The organism is Salmonirosea aquatica, assembly GCF_009296315.1.
Taxonomy (GTDB): Bacteria; Bacteroidota; Bacteroidia; order Cytophagales; family Spirosomataceae; genus Salmonirosea; species Salmonirosea aquatica.
In genome coordinates this window covers 4,946,479-4,970,997 of sequence record NZ_WHLY01000002.1, presented here as the reverse complement: position 1 = coordinate 4,970,997, position 24,519 = coordinate 4,946,479, and the positions used below count along the sequence as shown (strand labels likewise).

Here is a 24,519-nt window from a genome sequence, read left to right as displayed (position 1 = left end):
CATGACTACTTCACGCAGGGATTTTCTCAAAATAGTAGGTACCACCACGGGAGGTATGCTGATGGTACCCAAGTTCCTTCCGGCCATGCCTACTTCAGGTTTATACCGGGGCTACACGACCGACCGCAACGTGCTGGTGGTGATACAGCTCAACGGCGGCAACGACGGGTTGAATACCTTTATCCCCTATGAATCACCCCAGTATTACGATTTTCGCAAAACCATTGCCATTCCCAAAGAGCAGGTACTAAAAGCCGCGGCGGGCGGCATGGGCTGGCATCCGGCCCTATCAGGGTTTGCCGAGATCCAGCAGGCGGGCCACATGGCAGTCATCCAGAATGTAGGGTACCCCAATCCCAACCGTTCGCATTTCCGGAGTATCGAAATCTGGCAGACGGCCTCTTCGGAAAGCGAGTACCTGCGTACGGGCTGGCTGGGCAGGTACCTTGACGCTACCTGTAAGCCTGAGGAATCACTGGGTGCGTTGAACCTGGATACCATTGACAATCCCTCCCTGATTGGCGAAGGCAGTCACGCCTTGACGATGCAGGACCCGCAGCGGTTCGAGCGTCTGTTGAAAGGATTGAATGGGCAAAAAGACGTTCCGTTTGACGAAAACCCCAACCTGGATTTTGTCCGTAAACTCATGATCGGTTCGTTTGAAGGCTCCGATCAAATCGCGCAGGCGCTGGAAAAATCTGCCGCCTCGGCGCCTACCTACCCCCGCTACAAACTGGCCCAAAACCTGAGCTGGATGGCCAAGATGATCAAAGGCGGACTACCTACGCTCGTGTATTACACCGGTATGGGTAGCTTCGATACGCACTCCAATCAACCAGGCAAACACAAAGCGTTGTTGACCGAGCTCTCGGCTTCAGTGAAAGCTTTCTACGACGACCTGGTAGCTTCAAACCTGCTCGATCAGGTCACGATTATGATTTTCAGCGAATTCGGACGCCGGGTCAAAGACAACGGGAGTGGTACCGATCACGGGGCCGCCGCGCCACTGTTTGTCATCGGTGGGAAAAATTCTGGAAAAATACTGGGTACCAATCCCGATTTTGATTCGCTGGTGCAGGGCGATTTGAAGCATCAGTACGATTTCCGGTCGGTGTATGCTTCTATCCTCCAACAAAAATTGGGCGTAGATCCTGTGAAAGCGGGGATCAGGCAGGCGATGTTGTCGGGGATTTTTTCCTAGGTTGACGAGAAAAATCTCTGTACTGGGTACCCTGCTGTTTTTCCTATGCTTTACTTTGGCACAGAATTGCTAATTTTCTGAAAAATCAACGATTCTGTGCCAAAGTCTTCATGAAACCTACCTCGGCCACCCGCCCCCTCCGTGAATCCCTCCGCGAGTACGGCCGGGGCATCGCAGGTGGACTGCTATTTAGCTTTCCATTACTCTACACCATGGAGGTTTGGTGGGCAGGATTCATTGCCTCGTCCTTTCAGTTGATTCTCATCATTTTGTTTACCTACCTGCTTCTGCTGGGTTATAACCGCTACGCGGGCATGCACCCTGATGCTAGCTGGAAAGACGTACTGGTCGATTCGGTAGAAGAATTGGGACTTGGTTTTCTCCTGGCCTTCGCCATGCTGCTCATGCTTCGCCGTATCGAATTGGGAAGTATGTCGACCATCGAAATTATGGGCAAAGTCATCATTGAGGCCATGGTGATGTCCATTGGCATATCCATTGGCACAGCGCAGCTAGGATTCAAGAACGGTAGCGAGGAGGAAGCAGAACAGGAGAAAAAGGATCTTGAAAAAGAAAGACAGTCCGGGCTGGTCGGACTCACTGTGCTGGGGTTTTGCGGGGCGATTGTGGTGGGAGGTAATGTGGCACCCACGGAAGAGGTACTGGCCATCGGCCTGGAAGCGCAGCCCGCACATATTCTGGCCATGGCGTTGGTTTCGATCGCGATGTGCACTTTAATTCTTTTCTACGCCAACTCGCAGGATCCTGGTTCGAAGAACGTCCAACCCGACTACATTACCATTGCTCTGCAAACCTGCTTATGTTACCTGATCGCCCTCGGCGCCTCCGCCGTGCTGTTATGGTTTTTCGGCCGACTGGAAGGCGTCAGTTTATGGACGGGCTTTGCGCAATGTATCGCGTTGGGAGTACTTTCCTCACTAGGGTCGTCTGCTGGCCGACTGCTCATTAATTAAAAATCACTATGGCTAGGAAAAAGGAAAGCGGGTATCAGAATAAAAAGAATTGGTTCGAATGGACAGTTTTTGGGGTCGGTCTGGGCCTGGTAATGAGCATTCTGGGGTACCTGGTTTTTAAAACCGCAACCTACACGGCCGGGCCGCCGGCGCTGTTCGTCGAGTATTTTCCAGAGCCGGGCAAGTACGAGCCCAACCGCTACCACGTGATTTTGCACAACAAAGGCAATGAAACTGCCGAATCTGTCACGGTGGAGCTATCCCTCCAAAAGTACGGACAAGAACCCGAAACCGCCGAACTCGCCTTTGACTACTGTCCCAAAGAATCCACCCGCGAAGGCTGGATATCATTCAGTACCCGGCCCACCCCGACCGATACTGTCCGGACGCGGGTCGTGAGCTACGACAGGCCGTAAACGAATGAATTTTTGCTTTACAGGGTACCTATGCTTTGATGTGTCGTTCTCCAAAACAATAACAAAGTCCATCGGGAGCTACGACGAAAAATACCTTCCATTCGACTTCCCCGTACTTTTGCCGGTCAAACTCGGGCCGTTGCTTTTCAAAGCCGTTGGCTTGTAATTCGGCGAATGCTTTCTCTACATCATCCACTTCAAAAAAACAGCCATCCTGCGTGGGATCACCACCGTTTTCGGCCAACCCCAGTTGAATACCGTCCCGCTCAATAATCGCGGAGAGAAAGGGTACCTCAGATCGGGAAACCAGCTGAAATCCCAGGATGGTCGTGTAAAACGGCAAGGCCTTTTCCAGATTTTCGACGGGTAGCTTCATCCGGTCCTGCTGATAGGGCCAGGCCTTTTTAATGGTAGCTTGGGGCAGTGTCATTCGTCTGGTTGTTTGGTAGATATAGGGTACCTGTGCAGTTCGATGCAGGCTTTTACTCGCTGCGCAGGCTTTTCACCGGATTCACTAATGCAGCTTTGATACTCTGGTAACTGACCGTTAACAAGGTAATGACTAAGGCTCCAAGGCCGGATACAGCAAAAATCCACCACGATATTCTGGTTCGGTATTCATAGCTTTGAAGCCAGCCCGTTAGGAAATAATACGCAACAGGCGCAGCGATAAAAAAGGCAATGATCACCAACACCACGAAATCCTTGGAGAGTAAGGCCCACAGGTCGATCATCGAAGCACCGAGTACTTTACGTACACCCATTTCCTTAGTCCGTTGCTCAGCGATGAATGACGCCAAACCGAATAGTCCCAGACAGGAGATGAAAATAGCCAATACCGCAAAGACCGAAGCAATGGTGCCAATGCGCTCTTCAGCAGCAAATTTCAGACCATACTGCTGATCCGTAAATTTGTAATCGAACGGGCTGCCGGGATTGATTTTCCGGAATACCGCTTCAATCTTACCCAATGATTCGCTGGCACTCAGGGTAGGGTTCAATCGGATATCGATGACACTAGCCCAATTGTAATCCAACAGAAAAGCCGTTTGGTACACCGGCTCAAACGGCGAATCCATCACCATGTCCTGGATTACACCCAATACTTGATAGGGCTTGCCGTTCCATTTGATGATTTTTCCAACCGGATCTTTCAGACCCATGTACCTGACCGCCGTTTCATTCAAAACAAGGCCGGATGAGTCGGTTGAAAAGTCGCGGGAGAAATCCCGGCCGTCCACAAATTGCCAACCCACAGTCTTACCAAAGTCATGGCTTATCGCCATGATTCCTAACTGAGCTCGTAAACCCGGATCTTTGCCTTCCCAGTCAAATCCAATCTGCCGTGAACCAAGCTTCGTTGTTGGAGACGATGAAGTAGCCATTTCCGTCACGGCACCGGTTTCCATCAGTTCACGACGCAGTACATTGTATCGACCGAATAATTCGGGCGTATTCATCGCAATAGTAATCAAGCCATTTCGATCATATCCAATCGGTCGATTTTTGGCATGCTGGATTTGGCGCATGACAATGATCGTTCCGATAATGAGAGTAACAGAAACGGTAAATTGTACAACGACCAGAACCTGACGGGGCAGGGAAGCAAACCGCCCCACCCGGAAGGTACCTTTGAGTACCTTGACTGGTTGAAACGAAGATAGGTAAAGTGCTGGATAGCTACCGGCAATCAGACCTGTAAAGAGGCTAAAACCCAGACTGGTTAGCCAAAAGATCGGCTCATTCCAGGGAAATACAAGTTTCTTGTCCGCCACTTCATTAAAATAGGGAAGCGTGAGCAGCATGAGTCCCAAAGCTAATAGGAAGGCGACCGCAACCACCAGCAATGATTCACTTAAAAACTGACTGATCAGCTGGATACGGACCGAGCCAACGGCTTTCCTGATGCCGACTTCCTTGGCCCGCTTCTCCGACCGAGCCGTAGACAGGTTCATGAAGTTAATGCAGGCTAACAGCAACACCGCTACACCGATGATGCCAAATAACCAGACATACTGAACCCTACCCTCAGCATTCCCCGATTTGTCCCATTCCCCGTACAAATGCCAGCGGCTCATGGGATGTAAAAAAACTTCCGGCTTTACATAAGCACTTTCGGGAACATGGATTACCCGCAAATTTTTTATTTTGTTTGTAATAGTCTCGAAATCGGATTTTGGCGCAATCTGAGCCAGGATCTGAAATGAGTTGTTATCCCATCCGCCATTATCTCTAATCCAGGGTTCCGACGAAAGGTACAAATCCCACGGCGCAATGAACATCATCTCTCTAAACTCGGTGTTGTACGGTAAGTCTTCGTAAACACCCGTTATTTTAACATCCATTTTGTTGTCAATTTTCACAATTTTGCCCAGTGGATCGGCTTGGCCAAAGAGTGCCTCAGCGACCGATTCGGACAATAAAATGGAGGATGGATCTTTTAGTCCCGCCCGCGTACCCTTCAGCATTTTCAGGCTGAACATGTCGGGTGCTTCGGGACTTAAAAAATTGCCCATTTTCGTCATTTTCCGGTCGTCATATGCCAGGATGTGTTCGCGGGTCCAGGAGGAAAGTACGACATAGTCAAAATCGTCCGAAAAATCAGTCTTTAAAGTGTTCGCTAACGGGAGAGGCATGTACTCCCCCACCCCAAAATCACCATTGACGGTTGCACTTTGCACGAGCTTTGCAATGCGGTCGTAATTCTGGTGGTACTTATTGAAGGACAATTCATCATAAATCCATAAGCCGATCATCATTGCTACGGCCATACCCACGGCTAATCCACCAATGTTGATGAAAGAGTATGCTTTGTTCTTGGTCAGATTACGAAAGGCGATTTTCAAATAATTACGGATCATGGCTACGTGTTGGGTTGAAGATGGATAGGTTTCCTTGCTTTGGCGCCGACGCACGAACGGCGGCAGAACAGATAGTACATTCAGCAAATACCGTAGCGTGGCCTGCGTCTGGCCTGAACGGTTGTACCAGTAATCGTATAGCTCTTCCAGGTCGCCTTCGACCTCTTCCAGGGTACCTTCGGGGTGGAGGCTGCGCAGGAGCCGCTTGGCCCATCCGGGTGGGATCGGGGATTTCATTCGCTCCGCAGGCTTTTCACGGGGTTCAATAAAGCAGCTTTAATACCTTGATAACTGACCGTCAGCAAGGTGACGGCTAGCGCTCCCAGACCAGCAAGGGCAAAAATCCACCACGACAATTCCGTTCGATACTGGTAATTCTGGAGCCACCCCGACAACACGTAATAGGCAATGGGAGCCGCCAGACAGAAGGCCACCAGAATCAGCATCACAAATTCCTTCGAGAGCAATCGCCAGACGTTGAAAGTCGATGCACCCAGCACTTTGCGAATGCCTATTTCCTTGGTGCGCTGTTCGGCCATGAACGAAGCCAATCCAAACAATCCCAGGCAGCTAATCAGGATAGCCAGGATCGCAAATCCCCCGCCAGTCGTCCAATGCGCTCTTCGGTGCCGAACTTTTGGGCGTACTGATCATCCACGAATTTGTAGTCGAAGGGTGAATCGGGACTATAGCTTTTGAATACCTTTTCTACTTTCGCCAATGCCTCACGGGCTGATACTTGCGAGGCTAACCGTATATTGATGGTATTGACATTCCGGTAGTTGACGGCAAAAAAAGACGGATTGACGGGCTTGAACGGATCTTCTTTCACCATGTCTTTGATGACGCCAATCACGTTGTATTCACGACCGCCCTGCCGAACGACTTCGCCAACTGGGTTCCGGAAACCCATCAGTTTGACCGCCGCTTCGTTGACGATCATGGCAGAACTATCCGCCGTATAATCACGGGAAAAATCCCGGCCCTCTTTTACCTGCCAACCGATCGTTTTACCAAAATCATGCGATACATAGTTCGTCATCACCAGTGGCTTGCTATCAGGCTTTTTGCCTTTCCACGAAATATCCGTCGTGCCGCCGTACTGTACCGTTACCGAATTCGATGATTCCGACATATCGGTCACAGCCCCTATATTGAGCAAATCACTGCGTAGAACCTCGTAATGCCCGTACAACTCAGGCGCGTTCATGCCGATTTCGATCAGGCCACTGCGGCTGTACCCCACCGGACGATCTTTGGCATGTTCGATCTGCCGGAATACGATAATGGTACCGATGATGAGCATGACGGAAACCGTAAACTGAAAGCCGACCAATACGCGCCGGGGAACAGCCGCAAAGCGATGAGCCCGGAAGGTACCCTTCAACACTTTTACGGGTTGGAATGATGACAGATACAAAGCAGGGTAACTACCCGCAATCAGACCAGTCAACAGACTGAATCCCAGGCCGGCCAGCCAGAACAACGGATTCGCCCACAGAATGACCATCTGTTTCTCAGCCACTTTATTGAAAAATGGTAAGGTAAGCTGCACAAACAGAATGGAAAGCATAAAAGCCAGGATAGCCATCAACAACGATTCGCTGAAAAACTGACCAATCAACTGACTACGCACAGAACCGACCGCTTTTCGAATGCCTACTTCTTTGGCGCGTTTCTCGCTTCGGGCCGTACTCAAATTCATAAAATTGATGCAGGCCAGCAGCAGCACAATCACGCCGATACTGCCAAACAGCCAGACAAACGTAATGAGGCCGCCCGTGTTGACGCCATCTTTAAAATCAGCATATAGGTGCCATTTAGTCATCGAATGCAGGAAAAATTCGGGTTTATAGCCCGGTGGATTATCCAGCTTCATCCGAATATCCTTAATCTTGGCCGACACTTGGTCAAAATCAGCATCCGGTTTAAGTTGAGCAAAGATCTGATAGGAGTTGGAGTCCCATTGATCCTGGTCGCGTTTGGCACCTTCATCGTTGGCCGCAAAAAATTTCCAGGGAGCCAGAAACGTTACGTCGTTGAAGGTACTGTTGGACGGGAAATCTTCGTAAACGCCCGTCACTTTCACCGTTTGCTTGTTGTCCAGTTTGATCAGTTGATTGAGCGGGTTCTCCGTGCCAAACATGGCTTTGGCCAGCGATTCAGAGAGCAGAATTGTATTAACATCATTGCTGCCGAACCGGGTACCTGACACGACGTTTAGCGACAGCATATCGAATAGGTCGGGCTCGACATAATTGCCAAGTTTCAGCAGCTTGCGCTCCCCAGCCGCCAGAATGACATTGCGACTTACCGAAAGACCAACCGACTCGAAATCAGGGTGTTTGCTTCGAAGTTCCTGCGCCAGCGGAATCGGCATCACATCGTAAGACGCTTTTTCGACATCGAACTTCACAAACTGCCAGAGCTTAGCCAGCCGGTCATAGTTTTTAAACTGTTTATTGAACGATAGTTCATCAAACATCCACAGGCCAATGAGTATTGCCACGGCCATACCAGAGGCCAGGCCGAAAATGTTGATGAACGAATACACCCGGTTTTTGGCGAGGTTCCGAAAAGCGATGGTCAGATAGTTACTTAACATGGCTAAGTATGGAGTTGAAGATGGATAGGATTCCTTTCTTTGGCGCTGTCGAACGAACGGCGGCAGCACGGATAGTACATTGAGTAGGTACTTCAGCGTGGCCTGCGTTTTTCCTGAACGATGGTACCAGTAGGCGTACAGCTCATCCAGATCACCCTCGACCTCCTCGAGGGTACCTTCAGGGTGCAGCCAGCGCAGGAGCCGGCGGGCCCAGTGAGGTGGAGTCGGGCTTTTCATTCGCTCCGCAAACTTTTCACGGGGTTCATCAGGGCCGCTTTGATCGCCTGGTAACTCACTGTAAGCAAAGCAATGCCTGCCATCAGCAAGATGGTCAGGGTAAAAATCCACCCGCTTATTTCGATTTTAAATTCAAAACTCTGCAACCACTGGCTCATCGCGTACCACGCAATGGGCGACGCCAGGAGTCCAGCCAGGAAGACCAGTTTCAGAAAGTCCCGGGTCAGTAGGGCAATGATGCTGGTCACCGAAGCACCCAGTACTTTCCTGACACCAATTTCTTTGGTCCGTTGCTCCGCGGCGAAGGTAGCGAGACCGAATAATCCCAGGCAGGCAATCAGAATGGCGATCAGGGTGGAGGTTTCGATAAGTTGTGCAGTGCGTGTTTCGTTTTGGTATGCCTGAGCTAAGGTATCGTCAAGAAATTTGTATTCGAATACCTGATTGGGGAAGGTTTTCTTCCAGGATTTTTCGATCAGTGCCAACGCGGTGTGGATGGTTTCTGTGGTCGGTTTTTCGCTTTTCAGTTTGATACCGGCCTGATAAAAATGCCTGGGAACGACCTGGATCAGCGTGGGGTCAATCTTCTGGTGTAGCGAATTGACATGAAAGTTTTTGACTACGCCGGCAATGGTTGCAAACTGGGACCCATCGCCGAAATACACTTTTTGGCCAATGGCCGCCTCTGGGCTACTAATGCCAGCTCTTTGAAGAAAGACTTCGTTTGCCAGTACTTTGGATGAGGCAGACAACGTATCGGTATCCCGAAGGTTTTCACCGGCCAGAAGTTGAATGCCGTAAGTGTCCAGGAAGTGTGAATCACCCATTTTCATCTGGGTTTTGACTTCCCGGATATCGGCATTTTCGCGGTACTGGATGCCCTGCATCCAGTTACTTTCAGCCGAGGCGCTGTTGAAAGAGTAGGTCAGGTCTTTGATCTGGGACGATTCCATTAACTGGGTCCGAAACAGGTGTAGTTTCTCCGGGTTATTTTCGGGTAGCCCCACAGTAATGATCGCGTTTTTGTTAAATCCAATATCTGCATTCTGGAAAAAGGATAATTGCCGGTTGACCAGTAATGCGCAGCTAACCAGTACCATGGAAACCGTAAACTGCAACACCACCAGTCCCTTTCGTAACGAAATACTCCGTTCTCCCTGAGGCAATCTGTTGCTTTTCAGAGCCCAGAGGGACGACATGCCGGATAACCGAAAGGCCGGATATACCCCGGCGAGCAAAGTGGCTAAGCCCATGAGACCAAGGAGAAAGGCACCGGTCTGCCACGTAAATAAATCTTCTGCTTTCAGAGGAAGTCCCATCATTCCAGCAATTGACGGCAACACGATCCCAGCCAGTAACACAGACGTCACAGTAGCCAGGAAAGTAACCAGTCCCGCCTCTGTCAGAAACTGATAAATAAGCGATAAACGACTACTGCCAACGGCTTTTCTGATGCCTATGGCCTTTGCCCGTTTTAGGGCCTGGGCAGTGGTCAGGTTGATAAAATTGATGCAGGCAATCAGAAGCACAAAAGCACCGATTACAGCCAGTATGTCAAGAAGCCGGGCATTGGCCTGCCGACCGCTCAGGTTGTAGGCATAGTGAATTTCTGATAGGGGGTTCAGAATGAATCGCTGGTTTTCAACGGTCTTGGGGTCTTGCTGGTATTTGACCTGTATATCGTGGAATCGTTTTTCCAGTTGCCCGGGCCGGAAGCCGGGTTTCAATAGCGTATAGATTTGATAATTATCCCCAAAGCCCGTCCAGCCGTGTGAATCATAGTCAGAATTTACTCTTTTGAGGGTAGCAAGGGAAACCAGTACATCGAAGGGAAAATTGGTATTCAAGGGGTAATCTTTGAGTACACCCGCTACCTGTAAATCCTGTTTGTTGTCGTAGTGGATTGTTTTTCCCAGGGCATTAGTCGTTCCAAAAAACTTTTTCGCGTACGACTCGGTTAGAACCACCTGTCCAGGCTGTGAAAGGGCCGAACGCGCATCGCCCGCTATCCATTGGTAATCAAGCAGCTGAAAAATATCTGGATCAACGAAGAAAATCCGTTCTTTGAAAAAATCTCCCGTAGCAGGAATCGACAAGCCCCGCCCTCCCTCGTTCCAGACGGGTACGACAGTCTCAAATTCAGGTGCATCTTTCAGTACATCTCCCAGTTCAGTGTAGGTGCCCGGATGCGCATCCGCATCCGTATTGTTTACGGTTTCTACCCGGTAAATACGGTCAGCGTTTTTGTGATATTTATCATAGCTGGTTTCGTGGTAGATTACTAGGAAAACTAATAATGAGCAGGTAATGCCTAATGTAAGGCCGAAAATATTGATCAATGAAAAAGCTCTGGAATGTATTAAATTCCGGAAAGCAATTTTAAAATAGTTACGGATCATGGCAGTAGTAAGGTTATGAGTAGGTAAGTATTCTTCTTTGCGTTTTCTCCTTCTTACAAACGGCGGCAGCACGGACACTACATTGAGCAGGTACCTCAGCGTGGCCTGGGTTTTTCCTGAACGATGGTGCCAGTAGGCGTACAGCTCATCCAGATCACCCTCGACCTCCTCGAGGGTACCTTCGGGGTGCAGCCAGCGTAGCAGCCGCTTTGCCCAGCGCGGTCCGACGGGTCGGAGCGGAGTAGGTGCCTTGGGGGTCATATTCCCCCGAGTTTTAGGGCATTGGGAGGAACCAACCGCCATAGTTCCTCTCGTAGTTGCTGGGCTTCCCGGAGCGTGCGGCTGCCATAGGCTGTAATCTGGAACATCCGCTTGCGACGCCCTCCCCGCTCGTTGGTCGCGCCGCCCAGCTCTGACCTCACAAAGCCTTTTTCCTCCAGCCGGATAAGCGTGTTGTGTACAGTGCCAAAGGTGACCACACGGCCTGTATGTTCTTCCAGCGCCTGACTGATAGTAACGCCGTAGCCTTCTCCATCCAGAATAGCTACCATCAATAGTATGGTTTCTTCAAATTCGCCTAAGTTGGTTCGGGCCATGCTCCTTGTTTCTATTTGTCTCTATTTTGTCGTACTAATCCAGTGCCATACTATTTCAATACGAACAACTTGCTGATTATAAATCAGTTGGATTTTATCTATATGCATCCCTACTGTCCAAAAACGGACAGAACCTGTCCGCTAGCGGACGTTGAGAAGTACCCTCTCCGCATCCGCCCGGTATGACCTACCCAGGGGGATCGCCAGTCCATCCATCAGCAGTCGATTCCGTTCCAGTCGCGTGACTCGGGGAACCGCCACAATGAATGATTTATGGATTCGTAAAAACTGCGGAGGTGGAAAGAGTGCATACATGGTTTTTATGGAACCCTTCAGCACGATTTTGCTGGTCGTTGTGTAGATCAGAGCGTAGTCTTTCAGGCCCTGTATGTACAGCACATCCGCCAGGTCGAGTCGGATGCGTTGCACGCCGCTTTTCACAATGATGGTTTCGGCCTGATCGTCTGGCGGGTTCGCTTCCAGGTCGGCGGACTGTTCGCGCAGAGAATAGAAGTCGCGGATCTTTTCGATGGCCTGCACGAAGCGGGGATAAGCGATGGGTTTTAGTAGAAAATCGATTACGCCCAGTTCGAAGCCTTCGAAGGCGTAGTTGCGGTAGGCGGTGGTGAATACCGTGACGGGAGGATTTTCCAAGGATCGGAGAAAATCCAGACCGTTCATAGCCGGCATTTCTATATCCAGAAACAGCACATCAACCTCGTGATCTTTGAGATAGGTCAACGCTTCTGCGGTTGAACCAAACGGGATTACCGAACCGATATAATCCAGCAGGGCCAGGTACCCTTCCAACACCTCGCGGGCCAGCGGCTCATCGTCAAGTACTACACAGCAAAGCATAGGCTATTTCAAATCTGCTTCAGCGCCCAAATATCTCCCTTCCACACCGGATTGCCTCCCGTATGCTTGCCGCTGTACAGCCAGAGCCGGTCTTTGAACACCACGCTATTGCCACCGCTCCGCACCGTCCAGGGGGCGTGTTCGGTCTGCCGCACCCATTGCCTGCCATTATCAGAAAACCACACATCGTTCTGAGCGGCCAGATGATGGTCGGGGTTGGTATTGCGCCCGCCGAATACCCACAACTGGTCATCAAATACCACGGCACCGCTATCAAACCTTTCCTTCCAGGGGGCATGAGCGGTAAGCTGCGTCCAGTTTTTGCCATCCACCGACTGCCACACATCCGCCAGGCCCTGCCCGCTAAGGAGGTATAACGTGTCGTGCAACACAAGCACCTGGGGCGAATCGCGTGGCGACCAGGGGGCGTGATCCACCTCTTTGGTCCACTGAATACCATCAACAGAAGACCATACATCGTTTTTCATTTCCAGCGATTCGAAGTCTTTTGAAACCTTACTCACCCCGCCAAACAGCCACAATTTGCCTTTGAATTCGACTACTTCGTGCCCTTTTCGGGGCTCCCAGGCGGCGTTTTTGGCCTGCTGCCACTGAATACCATCTTTCGTAAACCAGACTTCATTCATTAGTTCTCGTTCCTGGTACCGCATACCGCCGTATATCCAAAGGGTATTGTCAAAAAAAACGCTGGTCATCGTGATGCGCTCGCCCCAGTCATTTTTGGGATGATGGGTCCAGTGGATACCGTCTACCGACGACCAGGATGCTTTTTGTCCGATCATCCACAGGTTACCTTTAAACGCCACCAGCGGTTTGAGTCCCATCGGATAGGTACCCGGTTTCCACTCATACTGATGTGTCCCGTTGCCAAAGGGCAGAATTTGGGACCATTCGTACTTGGCGGGGCTTTTGGCTACTTCATACGCTTGTCTCTCAGGAATCTCCTCACCCTCGTTAATAGGGTAAATCAGCACCGGGATTAGTGCCAGCAAAGTGACGGTAATCAGGGAATTACGGTAAGTCATGGCTAGGTGGTTTAAGTGTGTAAGAAATGATTTTATGAATTATCCTTTTTCGGAAAAGGAGATGTGTAAATCGGCTTTGTACGATTCCAGTTTTTCTTCGATATGCAGCGAATACCGACCGGGGTACAGCAATTCCAGCCTTTTGCGGAGGTTAGTCAGGCCAATGCCCCCGTTTTTGTTTTTGGGGCTAATCGCCGGTTTGCTGTTCTCGACCGTCAGAGCCAGTGCCGAATGGTCAACTGCCAGGGTACCATGCATCCAGGCTCGGCCCAAGCGCTTTTCGATGCCATGTTTAAAGGCATTCTCCACCAGCGGCAATAGCAGCAGGGGTGCAATTTCCTGCCCGTTCAGATTCCCCTGTATGTCCAGCGAAATTTCCGAAGCATCGCCGCAGCGCAGCTTTTCCAGCTCCATGTAGTTCTGCAAATAGCTGATCTCCTGGACGAGGGGTACCCGCAGGTCGTCGCTATCGTAGAGCATGTACCCCATCATTTCTGATAGCTTCAGTACCACCTCTGGGGCCAGATCGGATTTTTTGAGGGTAAGAGCGTAGAGGCTATTGAGAATATTGAACAGAAAGTGCGGGTTTACCTGGGAGCGCAGGTAGTTGACTTCGGCCTGTAATTTCTCTACCGCAATCCGCTGCAAAACCCGCTGCTGCTCGTACCAGTCCAGGCTCAGTTTCAGGGCCACCATCAACCACAGGTACCATACGGTGCTGAAAAAAATATACGATATCGTTTCGATCAGCCGGCTGCCGCGCAGCGGCCCTACCACAAAGCCATACAGATAGAAATCAAGCAGACTTTGTATCAATAGGTAGGCCAGAACAGACAGCAAAACCACCAGGCAATAGAGCAGGTAGCGCTTCGCCCTAAGGTACCGGGGCATGTAGTAATGGATATTCAGGTAGGCAATCCCCATCAGAAGCCCCACCCTACTCACCACACATACCAAGAAGTAGGGCAGGTTAGCCTTGACAATCAAAAAACGCCTTTCGTAGAGAAAGAATCCTGTCACCAGCACCCAGTAAGCAGCATGAACCACTGCGTAGCGCAGGGGCACGCGACGGTCAGCCAGGGGAAGTCGTATGGGGCGGTCCAGAAAATCCATATCGTATGATTCTTGCCTGATACTCAGGGCGCTGATTACGAATATAAAGGACGTAAAAAATCGGGGACCAAGGAAATAATGTAGACCAACGACCCGAAAAGTAGAGCAATGAACAGAACCACCCTGGTAATTCTGATTTCAGGAATTTCTGAATCTTTACTGCGGCTTGGTACGCTCTTCCAGCGCTTTGTTATAATTGGCCAGGCACTCGTCAATCAGTTTTCCCTTATTGTAAAGACAATCACAAAATTCCTGGCAGGCAACCGGATCCTCATTGCCTGGACATCCATTGGTGCATTCTTCCTGTGAATTACCGGGTCGGATGTCGTAGAGATACACATTGACTACTACCACAGTCGCCAGCGTCGCAATCACCAACCCGAAAAACAGAAACGAGAATTGGTTGCTCAGGGGTACTTTCCTGGCCGGTTCATCCGCATTCCCAATCGGTTGGAAGGGTAAAATGTATTTAATGCGGTCGTAGTACCATACTACTAAGTATAAACTGGCCAGCAGCATGAAGGTAGTGATACGGGTGCCCTCAAACCGGACGGCGTACGCCAGAACACAGATATTCAGGATAACGGGAAAATACAGCATCGCCCCAAGCGCTGCCGTTCTTCGGAAAAGCAGCAAAAGCGCGATGATCAGCTGCGAAATGCCGATGAAGGTATAATAGAATTCTGTGTGGTGAAGTGCTTCCAGATAATGCCCCATCGGATTATTGACCGATAAGCCGCTGGCAAACCGTTCTCCCTTGATTTTTACAATTCCTGATATAACAAATCCCAAGGCCAGCATGAAGCGACAGAAAACGGCAAAGTAATGAAACCACCTGTTTCCCTTTGCTTCAATGTATGCACGGCTAAGCCTGCTTAGGATATCCATAAGATCAAATTGAGTTGAAGGCCACGGACTAATTTTGGTTTTTTTCTCATCCATTGTCCTGATTGCTGGAATTCAGGATTGAGCTATGTACAATAAAGTACTTTGAATTACAAAGTAAATATAAAAAAACTAAATTCCGAACCTGTCACAAGAAAATTTTATGTAGTTCCGCCTAAGCTTTGTGCAAGCGAATCCGGATAATTGGGTTTTCAAAAAATAACTCTGGCTGCTTTTGGGGTAGGATTTGGATACTACTCTTTGTATCTTTTCTGAGATTTAGTTCAGGATTATAGGTTACTTTCAAATGTTATCAACAGGCATCTTAATTCTAAATTCCATGAAATGCATCCGCCTTTTTACCCTGCTGTTGATCAGCATACAGGCATTTTCGCAAAAATATGCCATTGAGAAAGTTTCCATCATTCCCATGGATCAGGGAATTACCCTGGAAAACCAGACGCTGCTGATGGAAAATGGGAAGATCATCGAAATCGGCTCGGCTGCCCAGATAACCATTCCCAATGGTTTTCAGATTATCGACGGAAAAGGCAAGTTCCTGATGCCAGGACTAAGTGATATGCACGCCCATTTTTTCAATGAGCAGGGCGAGTATAAAAACACCATTGAGGCAGAACTCAAAGTAATGCTGGCCAACGGCCTGACTATGGTCCGCATCATGGCGGGGCACCCCAATTACTTGCAGGCGCGCCAGAGCGTCCGGGAAAAGCGGTGGTTAGGCCCCGACCTGGTGGTGGCCAGTCCGCAATTGGTGGGGCGTTGGCCGTGGGATACCACCTTCCGGAATTATGCGGTTGTGGATACCCCCGCGAAAGCAGAGGATGCCGTCAGGCGGTTCAAAAAGGAAGGGTACGATGCTATCAAAATAACATTCATGGTCGATCGGCCCGCCTTTGATGCGATCAACAAAACGGCCAAAGAGGTCGGGATTAAGGTGGTAGGGCATGTCGGACCGAAAGTAAAATTGCCCGTTGCCCTGGCGGCCGGCGAGCAGATCGACCACATGGACGAATTCATTGATACGCTGCTACCGGACACCAGCTACAACCACGGCGAATCGGTTTCGGATATGAATCTGTGGCGTATGAATGCCTGGAATACGGTACCCTACCTCGACGAAAGTAAGATTCCCGCTTTGAGTCAAATGGTCAAAAAATCAGGAATTTACGTCTGTCCTACCAACTACTTTTTTATCTCCTGTTTTGGAGCTTCTTTTACCGAAGATCATTACAGAAGCAAACCCGATTTTGGCTATATACCACAGGCCATTTTGCCGGAACGATGGCGGGTCATGCAGTTGCAGCGCAAAATGCCCATTCCCCCGGAGAGTATCGAGAAGTATGTCGCTATCAGGAAAAAGCTGACCAAAAGTCTGTGGGAAGCGGAGGTACCCCTCATGGCAGGTTCGGACTCGCCGGAGTGGTTTCTGATGACTGGCTTTTCCATTCATGACGAATTGAGGACATTTGTTGATGCGGGACTGAGTCCGTTTGCGGCTTTACAAACCGCCACCGTACATCCGGCTGACTACCTAGGGCTGCCGCAAAAAGGACGCATCAAGAAAGGCATGGATGCCGACCTGGTACTTTTGAACCAAAATCCATTGGAGAATATCGACCATACCAAAATGATCGCAGGCGTATTCAAAAATGGGCAATGGTTCAGCAGAACAGCACTCGATGAGTTCCTTTCTGAATCAAAGAAAGTATTGGAATGAACTATATGACAGGTACCTGATGACCAAGTTGGTAAAGAACTCTGCCCCCTTCACAACCGCAATCCCCGCAGGCGCAGACTATTCATCACCACCGACACCGAACTCAGTGCCATCGCCGCCCCGGCAATCATGGGATTCAGGAGAAAACTATTGACCGGATACAGTACCCCCGCTGCCAGTGGAATGCCGATCAGATTGTAGATAAAGGCCCAGAACAGATTCTGCCGGATGGTAGTCACCGTGCGGCCCGATAAGCGGAGGGCCTTGGGCAGAGCCAGCAGGTCCGACGTGATGAGGGTCATTTTCGCCACATCCATGGCTACATCGGAACCCCGGCCCATCGCTACGCTGAGGTTGGCTTGGGCTAAGGCCTGCGAGTCGTTAATGCCGTCGCCCACCATGGCTACGGTTTTGCCTTCGGCCTGCAGTTTTTTGACAAAGTCCATTTTATCCTGTGGCTTCACTTCGGCCACGAAGTGCGTAATACCCACCTGATGCGCTACCTGCGCGGCCGTTTGAGCGTTGTCGCCCGTCAGCATGTATACGTCGATGCCCTGCTTTTGCAGTTTTTGTACGGCTTCGGCCGAGGTAGTTTTCAATTGATCGGCCAGGGCAATGAGGGCAATCTGCCTTTCCTTCCACCCTACCCCGATCACGGTCTGAGCCTGCTCGCGGAGGGTACCTTCTAATTTCGTCAGGCTGGTGTCGGCTTGCACACGCTGGCTTTCCAAAAAAGCGGGGGTACCTATCACATAGCGTTCACCATGCACCAGGCCCTCCACGCCATTTCCGGTCACGGACTGGAAACTTTCAACTTTCGGAAGGGTACCTTCGGCCTCAAAAGCCGCAATAGCCTGCGCCAGCGGATGCTCCGAGCGGGCTTCAATGGCCCGGATGGCCGCGGCATGACGCTCCGTATGGGCCAAGCCGTCAGCCCAGTGCCACCCACTTACCCGCGGGCGGCCTTCGGTGAGGGTACCTGTTTTGTCCAGCACTACCGCCTCCACCTTATGCGCAATTTCCAGACTTTCGGCATCACGGATCAGGATATTGTTTTCGGCGCCCTTACCCACCCCTACCATAATGGCCGTGGGCGTGGCCAGGCCCAGGGCGCAGGGACAGGCAATGACCAGCACCGACACCGATGCCAGTAGCGCGTGCGTGAGGGCATTTTCACCGCCCGCCAGCATCCATATTACGAAAGTCAGGACAGCCACCCCGAGTACCACGGGCACAAAGATGCCGGCGATTTTATCTACCAGCCGCTGCACGGGTGCCTTGCTGCCCTGTGCTTCTTTTACCGTTTTTATGATTTGCGCCAGCACGGTTTGCTTGCCTACCTTTTCGGCCTGGAAACTAAAACTCCCCTGCTGATTGAGGGTACCGGCAAACACCTCAGTACCGGGCTTTTTCTCCGCGGGAAGTGGCTCGCCGGTCATCAGGCTTTCGTCCACAAAGGAATTTCCGGAAAGCACTTTTCCATCCACCGGAATTTTCTCCCCGGAGCGAATAATCACCTCATCGCCGATGCGGACTTCTTTGGCACTGATTTCCTGTTCCTGACCATCACGTAGTACCCGCACCATTTTGGGTTGCAGATCCATGAGTTTGCGCAACGCATCCGAAGTGTTGGATTTCGCGCGCTCTTCCAGCAGTTTCCCCAGCAGGATAAAGAAAATAATGATCGCCGCCGCCTCGAAGTAGACGTGCGGTTCGAGGCCCCGGGTGTACCAGTACTCCGGGTAGAGGGTGTTGAAGGTACTGAACAGAAAGGCAATGCCCGTGCTGAGGGCCACCAGCGTATCCATATTGGATTTGCCGTGCCGGGCCTGCTTCCAGGCATTGACAAAGAAGTCTTTGCCAAAAAACACCAGAACCGGCAGTGTAAGCACCAGCATGAGGTAGTTGACATAGGGTAGGTTCATGAAGAACATGCCCAGTACTACCACCGGAGTGGCCAATGCACCGGCACCGATGGTACGTCGTTTGATCTGCCGGTAATGAGTTTCCTGCAATTCCTGTTGTTTGGCCTGGGCGTCGTCCTCTTCGGCTTCGAGTAGCAGACCGTATCCGATGCCCTGCAACACGCCATCCAGGTCGCTCAGACTGACCTGTTGCGGATCGAAGTTTACTTGGACGGATTGATTGGCATAGTTGACGCTGGCATCGCTGACGCCCGGCGTGCTTTTCAGCATGGATTCTACGCTCACGGCACAACCCGCGCACGACATACCCGTGACGGGAAGCGTCATTTTTTTCGTTGTGTGTTCAATTTCAGTTTCCATAGATTGGGAAGCTGAATGGCGAAAGAATCAGCCATTCGGCCGTTTTATTAATGTTATACAAAAATACACTTCCTAAGCCCGGCTTTCTTACGAAACTCTGGAAGAAGCTTACATGATTTTATTTATCGTCAAATTAGCCCACTCATCTGTTTTTGCTTGAATTTGTAAAGGATTTCCACCAACTAGCGTTCCACTCCTTCATCCTGATCCTTACCCGCCTTATGTGGAAGAAAACCCTGATCTCGTTCTCATCGGCCATCAGTACCATCCGATCGCGTTTTTTCCATACGGTACTCTCCGTGTTGGGCATTGTCATCGGGGTAGCTTCGCTGGTGGGAATCCTGTCGCTCATCGATGGCATGGAGCAGTATGCCAACGAGCAGATCAATAAAACCACCTCGCTCAAATCCATCGCCATCTATAACAAGCCCGACAAAGTGGTCAACGGCATCCGGGTTCGTAAGGATACCTTCCCGCTGCTGGATTACCAGCAAATCAATCTACTGCACCAAGACTTAACGCTACCCAGCGAAAAATATATGGTAACCCGACAGGGCCGGGAAGTAACCATGCAAGGTGACACCCAGCGCATCGGGGCCATGTTGAGTGGTACCCTACCTACCCTTGAACCTAACGCAAAAATCAGCCACGGGACCACCTTCACGGATGCTGACCTGACCGAGAAGCGATCCGTTGCGGTAGTGAATGAAACCTTCGCCAAAAAAGCCGCAGGCCCAGGGAAGCTTTCGGATGTACTTGGAAAAAAAGTGTTGGCCGGTGCGCAGGTACTTACGATTATCGGCATCACAGAAGCCGACAGCTTGCGTCCGGCGCGTATTTACTTTCCGGTTTCGCGGATTTCGGAGGCCGAACTGCGAACTACTCCTTTGGATTATGGACTGGAAGCTAAAAACGTAGAAGACGTACCGGCTCTTAAAGCACAGATAGTAGCGTGGCTTGAAAAAAATGTCCCCCATGGAAAAGAAAATTTTACCGTGATGACCAACGAATTCCGGGTACAGCAGGCCGCGCAGGGTTTTCTGGTGTTCCGGGTCATTATGGGCTTCATTGTGGGCATTTCGGTACTGGTTGGGGGCATCGGAGTCATGAACGTCCTGCTGATTTCGGTGTCGGAGCGTACCGCCGAAATTGGTGTCCGCAAAGCCGTAGGAGCAAAAAGGCGCGATATTCTTTTGGAATTCCTTTCCGAGTCGGTCACCATTTCCACCTTTGGCAGCTTGCTGGGGCTGCTCACCGGCGTGGCCGGTACGCTGGTCATTGTACCCATCGTAAAAGCCCTGACCAAGGTACCCTTTCAGGCAGCCTATACCTGGAATACGTTTTTAATTATTTCGATAGTCGCTATCGTAGTGGGGATCGTATTCGGTACCTACCCCGCCTTGCGCGCCGCCCGACTCGATCCGGTGGAGGCGATCCGTAGGGAGTAGGTTGGGGTAGTTTTTTGGTTTTAGGAGAGGAGTTCTTCTCAATTCTAGGACCTTAGAGAGCGAAAAGCCCCAGTCATTACCATTACGCGTGTATTATGTTGTTTCAACAAGGCATTCTGCGTAAAGCGTTTTTTATCAGCAGACTCAATACTATAAAAAAAACATTTACCTACTTGATGATCAGACTATTCTTTGGAAATAATTAATAAAGTTTAGATTTTCAAAAGAAAAATACAGCATTTGGCTTGATTAGTAAAAATCGCGTCTATTTAAGGATTGGAATAAAATGATATAGCAAAAATGAACACGAGATTTGGACATGTAACTTATACCAAACTGGGAATTAGACTTTCGACGCTGGTTTTCTTTTGTAAGGATTTTGAAATTGACCTTCTACAAAACAGAAAGCCATCATCCGTCACGAATACTTTAAAAGAAATTGTTTTAGAGGACAATTTTGTATTCTTTTTATTAGAAAATAAAACTTTTATTAGAATCTACAACTTAGATTATTATAGCAATAAAACAATAGAAATTATTTCTAATAAAATTGGTCGACAGGAACACGAAATACAACAATTTTTCGAAGCTCGAAAATATAAAATAGACAATCGTTACCCTCTTCGATATATTTCATCTTATAAAATAGATTATGAGCTTGGTGGAGACTATAATTTCTTAAGATATGATAAAGATCATATTTACAAGGGGAATTTTGAGTATCGTCGGCGAGAATTAGAACAGTAATACTAAACGTAATTGATTGCATTTATGCAAAATTGGATGTAACCTGAACAAAAAATCTATGAATAAAAAAAAGACAATAGATAGAATTGCTGAACTAATCGCAAGGTTTAGGGCTGAGGTAGAAACTTTAAATAGTGTAAACCTTTATGATATTAATATTCACGCAGAAAATATTCTTATCCCAATCTTAAATTATATATACGGATTAAACTTAAAAAACGCCAATCTAGAAGAAAAAAATTACTCCGCAATAGATTTAATCGATATCGAAAACCGAGTTGCTATTCAAGTAACTTCAACAGCAGATACGGAAAAGATAAAACACACACTTGAACAATATAAGAAGCATAAAGAAAGAGACGAATTTGACTCTTTGCTTATTTATATTATAACCAAAAAGCAAAAAACTTATAGAGATAAAAAGTTTGATGAAATTATCAATGATGAGTTTGAATTCGAATCATCAAAAAACATATTAGATTTTGAAAATCTAATTATTGAGTTAAATTCTTGGATCTCTATACCAAAAATTCAAGAAGTTCTTGATTTGTTTGAACAGGAGTTCACTGAACAAAAAATTGACTATAGAAAATATATCTTAGAAAATAAGGACAAGTTAGTAACTGAGACACTTTATCCCAATCTATTAGAAATAGAACTGCCTAAAACAATATATATTGGTACAATTGGAGTAAACAGGGACGAAATAATCACAAAATCTTGGGAAACTAAATACAAATTACGAAAAAGTGCATCAGATAGGAGTGTTTTAAATAGAGCTTTTGAATATTATGGCATTTCTTATTCGAGAGATTGGCACGTTTTTGAAAAAAAAATCATCTCCTTCAAGCCATTAGATAAGAACTCCGAACCACTAAGTAACTTAGTTGAAACAGGAACTGTAGAAGAGTTTACTCTAGACGAATTTGCCACAAGTGGATATAAATATGAATTAGCATTATCAAGTTTAATAGATAATACAATACAAGAACTAACATCTAAGAAAGAGATTCAATGGCTTAGAAAAGAGAGAATGTTTAGGTTTCGACCACCTAAATTCCTTAAATCTAAAAAGATTACTTGGAAGAATAAAAAAACAGCAACTAGAACAGTCGTAAAAGAGGTTTGGAATAAAGAAAAAACACAAATAACTCATTTTCAGCAATTATCATTTAAGATTCAATCGTTTTTATCAGAGTCTAAGTGGTTTCTGGCGATAACACCAACTTGGAGTTATACATACGATGGTTATCAAGCTCACAAATTTGAAAGTGATTTAATTACTCAAAAAAAGAAACTCGAATCAAATAATTCAGTCTATCAGCATTTCATGTTTATTTCTTATTGCTTAAGTAATAAAGTAAGCGAGAATGAGGAAGACTATAACATTATAAATTTTAAAGAAGCTTTCAAACTTCCGTTAACCTACAAAAGTGATTATGGAAATTAGTTTACTTAAAGAACCAATCTTACAATTCCAAAATGGTGAACATATATGTCCAAGAACGGGAATATATAAATTTGGGGTCGCAGATTTTGAAAATGTTCGTCCTGATAAAATTGTTTTAGGCTTTGTTGGAAACAGTGACAGTATTGGAAGTATAATCAGTTGGATAAAATCCTGCAAAAATCATATTGAGCCCAAAAAGAGTAACCAACCTAATCTATTTATGAATTTTCCGGGGTTCAATGACAAAGTGGCTTTCAAAAGCGAAATCACTTATGACGAATCTTATATCCGAAAAATAAATAATTCAATTTTTGAAAAAGCAAAAAAATCATCTGAAGACATTGATGATTTAATCATAAAAGCTGTAGACTTATTCCTAACTGAAATAAAGTTTCTTGCAAAGAATAAGAACCCTGATGTTATTCTTTGTGTTTTAGATGAAAAATTTACCAATATGATTTATGGCACTAAAAATACAAAGGTTGACGAAGATGACGAAGACAATCTTTCGATGGAAATAAATTTTAGGCGTCTATTAAAAGCCAAAGCAATGGAATATAATATTCCAATTCAAATAGTACGGGATAGAATAGTTAAGCCAGCGAAAGAAATGCAAGATGAGGCTACAATAGCTTGGAACTTCTTTACCGCACTATATTATAAAGCTTCAGGTACACCTTGGGCTTTAAAGAAAAATGCAAACAGTAATACCTGTTTTGCCGGGATAAGCTTCTATAAAAGCAGAGATAAATCAACCACACAAACTAGTGTTACCCAAATATTTAATGAGCAAGGTAATGGAGTAATTTTAAGGGGGACACCTGTAAAAGAAAGTAAAAAGGATAAGCAGCCACATTTATCAGAACAACAGGCTTTTGATTTACTCTATAATTCACTTAAAGAATATTATGAAGCAGTTAAAATTTATCCTCAAAGGTTAGTAATACACAAAAGTTCTAATTATTCAGAAGAAGAAATTGAAGGTTTTGAAAAAGTTGCAGAAAAAATGAATATTAATTCGTTGGATTTAGTGACGATTATGCCAACGAATTTTAGACTATATAGAGAAGGCAACTACCCGCCCCTTAGAGGAACTATGTTAAGTCTTGATAAGCAAAGACATTTTTTATACACAAGAGGCTTTGTTGATTATTATGGAACTTACCCTGGAAGCTATATTCCAAGCCCAATTGAAATAAGGCTATTTTCTTATGATGAGTCACCAGAGCGAATCTGTAATGAAATATTAGCTTTAACAAAAATGAATTGGAACAATACACAATTTGACAGAAAGTTCCCTATAACGATCGACTGTAGTAGAAACGTTGGAGAAATTTTAAAGTATTTGGGAGAAGACCAGAAACCACAAATAAAGTATAGTTTTTATATGTAAGCACTACCGCCAATGATGTGTGTAAACAATCGCGGTTAAAGCGATGAAAAGAGAGTATGAATATAAAACATGAGTTATTACAAAACTGAAAAGTTTGAGATTAAAAATCCGCTACTATTCATACACGAGACCATTAATAGTGGCTCTACTAAAAGTTCATTAATGAAATAACTTTTTCACATTAAATAAGATTCTTTATAACTGAAAATCAAATAGGAAATCCAAAGACATTATAACCTTATACAGCAAATTTACCGTGTTGCCTGA

General features: G+C 47.5%; 17 protein-coding genes and 1 pseudogene. 8 read left to right on the top strand and 10 right to left on the bottom strand.

All coding sequences use genetic code 11. The features are described from left to right. The first annotated feature begins 1 nt into the window (after nt 1). The 3 genes from GBK04_RS21635 to GBK04_RS21625 all read left to right on the top strand — a co-directional run bounded on the left by GBK04_RS21635 (nt 2) and on the right by GBK04_RS21625 (nt 2,591). Nucleotides 2–1,201 (top strand): DUF1501 domain-containing protein, encoded by a 1,200-nt coding sequence (locus tag GBK04_RS21635; RefSeq protein ID WP_152763310.1) that lies wholly within the window; start codon nt 2–4, stop codon nt 1,199–1,201. A gap of 110 nt (nt 1,202–1,311) precedes the next feature. After that, on the top strand, nt 1,312–2,175 hold the full coding sequence (locus GBK04_RS21630; RefSeq protein WP_152763308.1) for a TIGR02587 family membrane protein: 864 nt from the start codon (nt 1,312–1,314) through the stop codon (nt 2,173–2,175). 8 nt (nt 2,176–2,183) lie between these two features. Beyond that, on the top strand, nt 2,184–2,591 hold the full coding sequence (locus GBK04_RS21625; RefSeq protein ID WP_152763306.1) for a hypothetical protein: 408 nt from the start codon (nt 2,184–2,186) through the stop codon (nt 2,589–2,591). A gap of 28 nt (nt 2,592–2,619) precedes the next feature. Here the strand turns inward: GBK04_RS21625 and GBK04_RS21620 are convergent, their stop codons facing one another. The 9 genes and pseudogenes from GBK04_RS21620 to GBK04_RS21580 all read right to left on the bottom strand — a co-directional run bounded on the left by GBK04_RS21620 (nt 2,620) and on the right by GBK04_RS21580 (nt 15,194). Continuing rightward, nucleotides 2,620–3,021, bottom strand: a complete 402-nt coding sequence (locus GBK04_RS21620; RefSeq protein ID WP_152763304.1) for a VOC family protein — start codon at nt 3,019–3,021, stop codon at nt 2,620–2,622. A 52-nt stretch (nt 3,022–3,073) separates the two neighbouring features. Beyond that, on the bottom strand, nt 3,074–5,689 hold the full coding sequence (locus GBK04_RS21615; protein ID WP_373331195.1) for an ABC transporter permease: 2,616 nt from the start codon (nt 5,687–5,689) through the stop codon (nt 3,074–3,076). After that, nucleotides 5,686–8,294, bottom strand: a pseudogene (locus GBK04_RS21610) (ABC transporter permease). Before GBK04_RS21610 ends, GBK04_RS21615 begins: the two are co-directional and overlap by 4 nt. Further along, complete coding sequence (locus tag GBK04_RS21605; RefSeq protein WP_152763302.1) at nt 8,291–10,954, bottom strand: ABC transporter permease; 2,664 nt, start codon at nt 10,952–10,954, stop codon at nt 8,291–8,293. Before GBK04_RS21605 ends, GBK04_RS21610 begins: the two are co-directional and overlap by 4 nt. Next, nucleotides 10,951–11,289, bottom strand: a complete 339-nt coding sequence (locus GBK04_RS21600) for a PadR family transcriptional regulator (protein ID WP_152763300.1) — start codon at nt 11,287–11,289, stop codon at nt 10,951–10,953. Before GBK04_RS21600 ends, GBK04_RS21605 begins: the two co-directional genes overlap by 4 nt. Before the next feature lie 141 nt (nt 11,290–11,430). Further along, nucleotides 11,431–12,147 carry a LytR/AlgR family response regulator transcription factor gene (locus GBK04_RS21595; RefSeq protein WP_152763298.1) on the bottom strand — a complete coding sequence of 239 codons (717 nt, stop codon included), beginning with the start codon at nt 12,145–12,147 and terminating at the stop codon, nt 11,431–11,433. An 8-nt stretch (nt 12,148–12,155) separates the two neighbouring features. Next, nucleotides 12,156–13,193, bottom strand: coding sequence for a DUF6242 domain-containing protein (locus GBK04_RS21590; RefSeq protein ID WP_152763296.1), 1,038 nt, complete (start codon nt 13,191–13,193; stop codon nt 12,156–12,158). Nucleotides 13,194–13,232: 39 nt separating this feature from the next. Continuing rightward, on the bottom strand, nt 13,233–14,306 hold the full coding sequence (locus GBK04_RS21585) for a sensor histidine kinase (RefSeq protein ID WP_152763294.1): 1,074 nt from the start codon (nt 14,304–14,306) through the stop codon (nt 13,233–13,235). A 156-nt stretch (nt 14,307–14,462) separates the two neighbouring features. Then, entirely contained in the window at nt 14,463–15,194 is a 732-nt protein-coding gene (locus tag GBK04_RS21580; RefSeq protein WP_152763292.1) for a DoxX family protein, read from the bottom strand. A gap of 337 nt (nt 15,195–15,531) precedes the next feature. Here GBK04_RS21580 and GBK04_RS21575 point away from each other — a divergent pair, with 337 nt between their 5' ends. Continuing rightward, nucleotides 15,532–16,929: an amidohydrolase family protein gene (locus GBK04_RS21575; RefSeq protein ID WP_373331194.1), complete on the top strand. Its 1,398-nt coding sequence runs from the start codon at nt 15,532–15,534 to the stop codon at nt 16,927–16,929. Between the two features lie 50 nt (nt 16,930–16,979). Here GBK04_RS21575 and GBK04_RS21570 read toward each other — a convergent pair whose 3' ends face one another. After that, entirely contained in the window at nt 16,980–19,214 is a 2,235-nt protein-coding gene (locus GBK04_RS21570; protein ID WP_152763288.1) for a heavy metal translocating P-type ATPase, read from the bottom strand. Nucleotides 19,215–19,435: 221 nt separating this feature from the next. Here GBK04_RS21570 and GBK04_RS21565 point away from each other — a divergent pair, with 221 nt between their 5' ends. The 4 genes from GBK04_RS21565 (at nt 19,436) to GBK04_RS21550 (ending at nt 24,252) form a co-directional block, all read left to right on the top strand. Then, nucleotides 19,436–20,662: an ABC transporter permease gene (locus GBK04_RS21565; protein ID WP_152763286.1), complete on the top strand. Its 1,227-nt coding sequence runs from the start codon at nt 19,436–19,438 to the stop codon at nt 20,660–20,662. A gap of 300 nt (nt 20,663–20,962) precedes the next feature. Next, nucleotides 20,963–21,409, top strand: a complete 447-nt coding sequence (locus GBK04_RS21560; RefSeq protein ID WP_152763284.1) for a hypothetical protein — start codon at nt 20,963–20,965, stop codon at nt 21,407–21,409. 58 nt (nt 21,410–21,467) lie between these two features. After that, the gene (locus tag GBK04_RS21555; RefSeq protein WP_152763282.1) at nt 21,468–22,859 is read left to right on the top strand and encodes an SMEK domain-containing protein; all 1,392 of its coding nucleotides are present in this window, start codon (nt 21,468–21,470) and stop codon (nt 22,857–22,859) included. Continuing rightward, complete coding sequence (locus GBK04_RS21550) at nt 22,849–24,252, top strand: argonaute/piwi family protein (protein WP_152763280.1); 1,404 nt, start codon at nt 22,849–22,851, stop codon at nt 24,250–24,252. The genes GBK04_RS21555 and GBK04_RS21550 overlap by 11 nt, the downstream gene beginning before the upstream one ends. The last annotated feature ends 267 nt before the right edge of the window (nt 24,253–24,519 follow it).

Bases quoted from the DNA above. Each gene is read 5' to 3' on its own strand.
- GBK04_RS21560 (WP_152763284.1), top strand. From the start codon at position 20,963: ATGAACACGAGATTTGGACATGTAACTTATACCAAACTGGGAATTAGA.
- GBK04_RS21615 (WP_373331195.1), bottom strand. From the start codon at position 5,689: ATGAAATCCCCGATCCCACCCGGATGGGCCAAGCGGCTCCTGCGCAGC.
- GBK04_RS21590 (WP_152763296.1), bottom strand. From the start codon at position 13,193: ATGACTTACCGTAATTCCCTGATTACCGTCACTTTGCTGGCACTAATC.
- GBK04_RS21620 (WP_152763304.1), bottom strand. From the start codon at position 3,021: ATGACACTGCCCCAAGCTACCATTAAAAAGGCCTGGCCCTATCAGCAG.
- GBK04_RS21625 (WP_152763306.1), top strand. From the start codon at position 2,184: ATGGCTAGGAAAAAGGAAAGCGGGTATCAGAATAAAAAGAATTGGTTC.
- GBK04_RS21575 (WP_373331194.1), top strand. From the start codon at position 15,532: ATGAAATGCATCCGCCTTTTTACCCTGCTGTTGATCAGCATACAGGCA.
- GBK04_RS21630 (WP_152763308.1), top strand. From the start codon at position 1,312: ATGAAACCTACCTCGGCCACCCGCCCCCTCCGTGAATCCCTCCGCGAG.
- GBK04_RS21585 (WP_152763294.1), bottom strand. From the start codon at position 14,306: ATGGATTTTCTGGACCGCCCCATACGACTTCCCCTGGCTGACCGTCGC.
- GBK04_RS21580 (WP_152763292.1), bottom strand. From the start codon at position 15,194: ATGGATATCCTAAGCAGGCTTAGCCGTGCATACATTGAAGCAAAGGGA.
- GBK04_RS21565 (WP_152763286.1), top strand. From the start codon at position 19,436: ATGTGGAAGAAAACCCTGATCTCGTTCTCATCGGCCATCAGTACCATC.
- GBK04_RS21600 (WP_152763300.1), bottom strand. From the start codon at position 11,289: ATGGCCCGAACCAACTTAGGCGAATTTGAAGAAACCATACTATTGATG.
- GBK04_RS21595 (WP_152763298.1), bottom strand. From the start codon at position 12,147: ATGCTTTGCTGTGTAGTACTTGACGATGAGCCGCTGGCCCGCGAGGTG.
- GBK04_RS21550 (WP_152763280.1), top strand. From the start codon at position 22,849: ATGGAAATTAGTTTACTTAAAGAACCAATCTTACAATTCCAAAATGGT.
- GBK04_RS21555 (WP_152763282.1), top strand. From the start codon at position 21,468: ATGAATAAAAAAAAGACAATAGATAGAATTGCTGAACTAATCGCAAGG.
- GBK04_RS21570 (WP_152763288.1), bottom strand. From the start codon at position 19,214: ATGGAAACTGAAATTGAACACACAACGAAAAAAATGACGCTTCCCGTC.
- GBK04_RS21635 (WP_152763310.1), top strand. From the start codon at position 2: ATGACTACTTCACGCAGGGATTTTCTCAAAATAGTAGGTACCACCACG.
- GBK04_RS21605 (WP_152763302.1), bottom strand. From the start codon at position 10,954: ATGACCCCCAAGGCACCTACTCCGCTCCGACCCGTCGGACCGCGCTGG.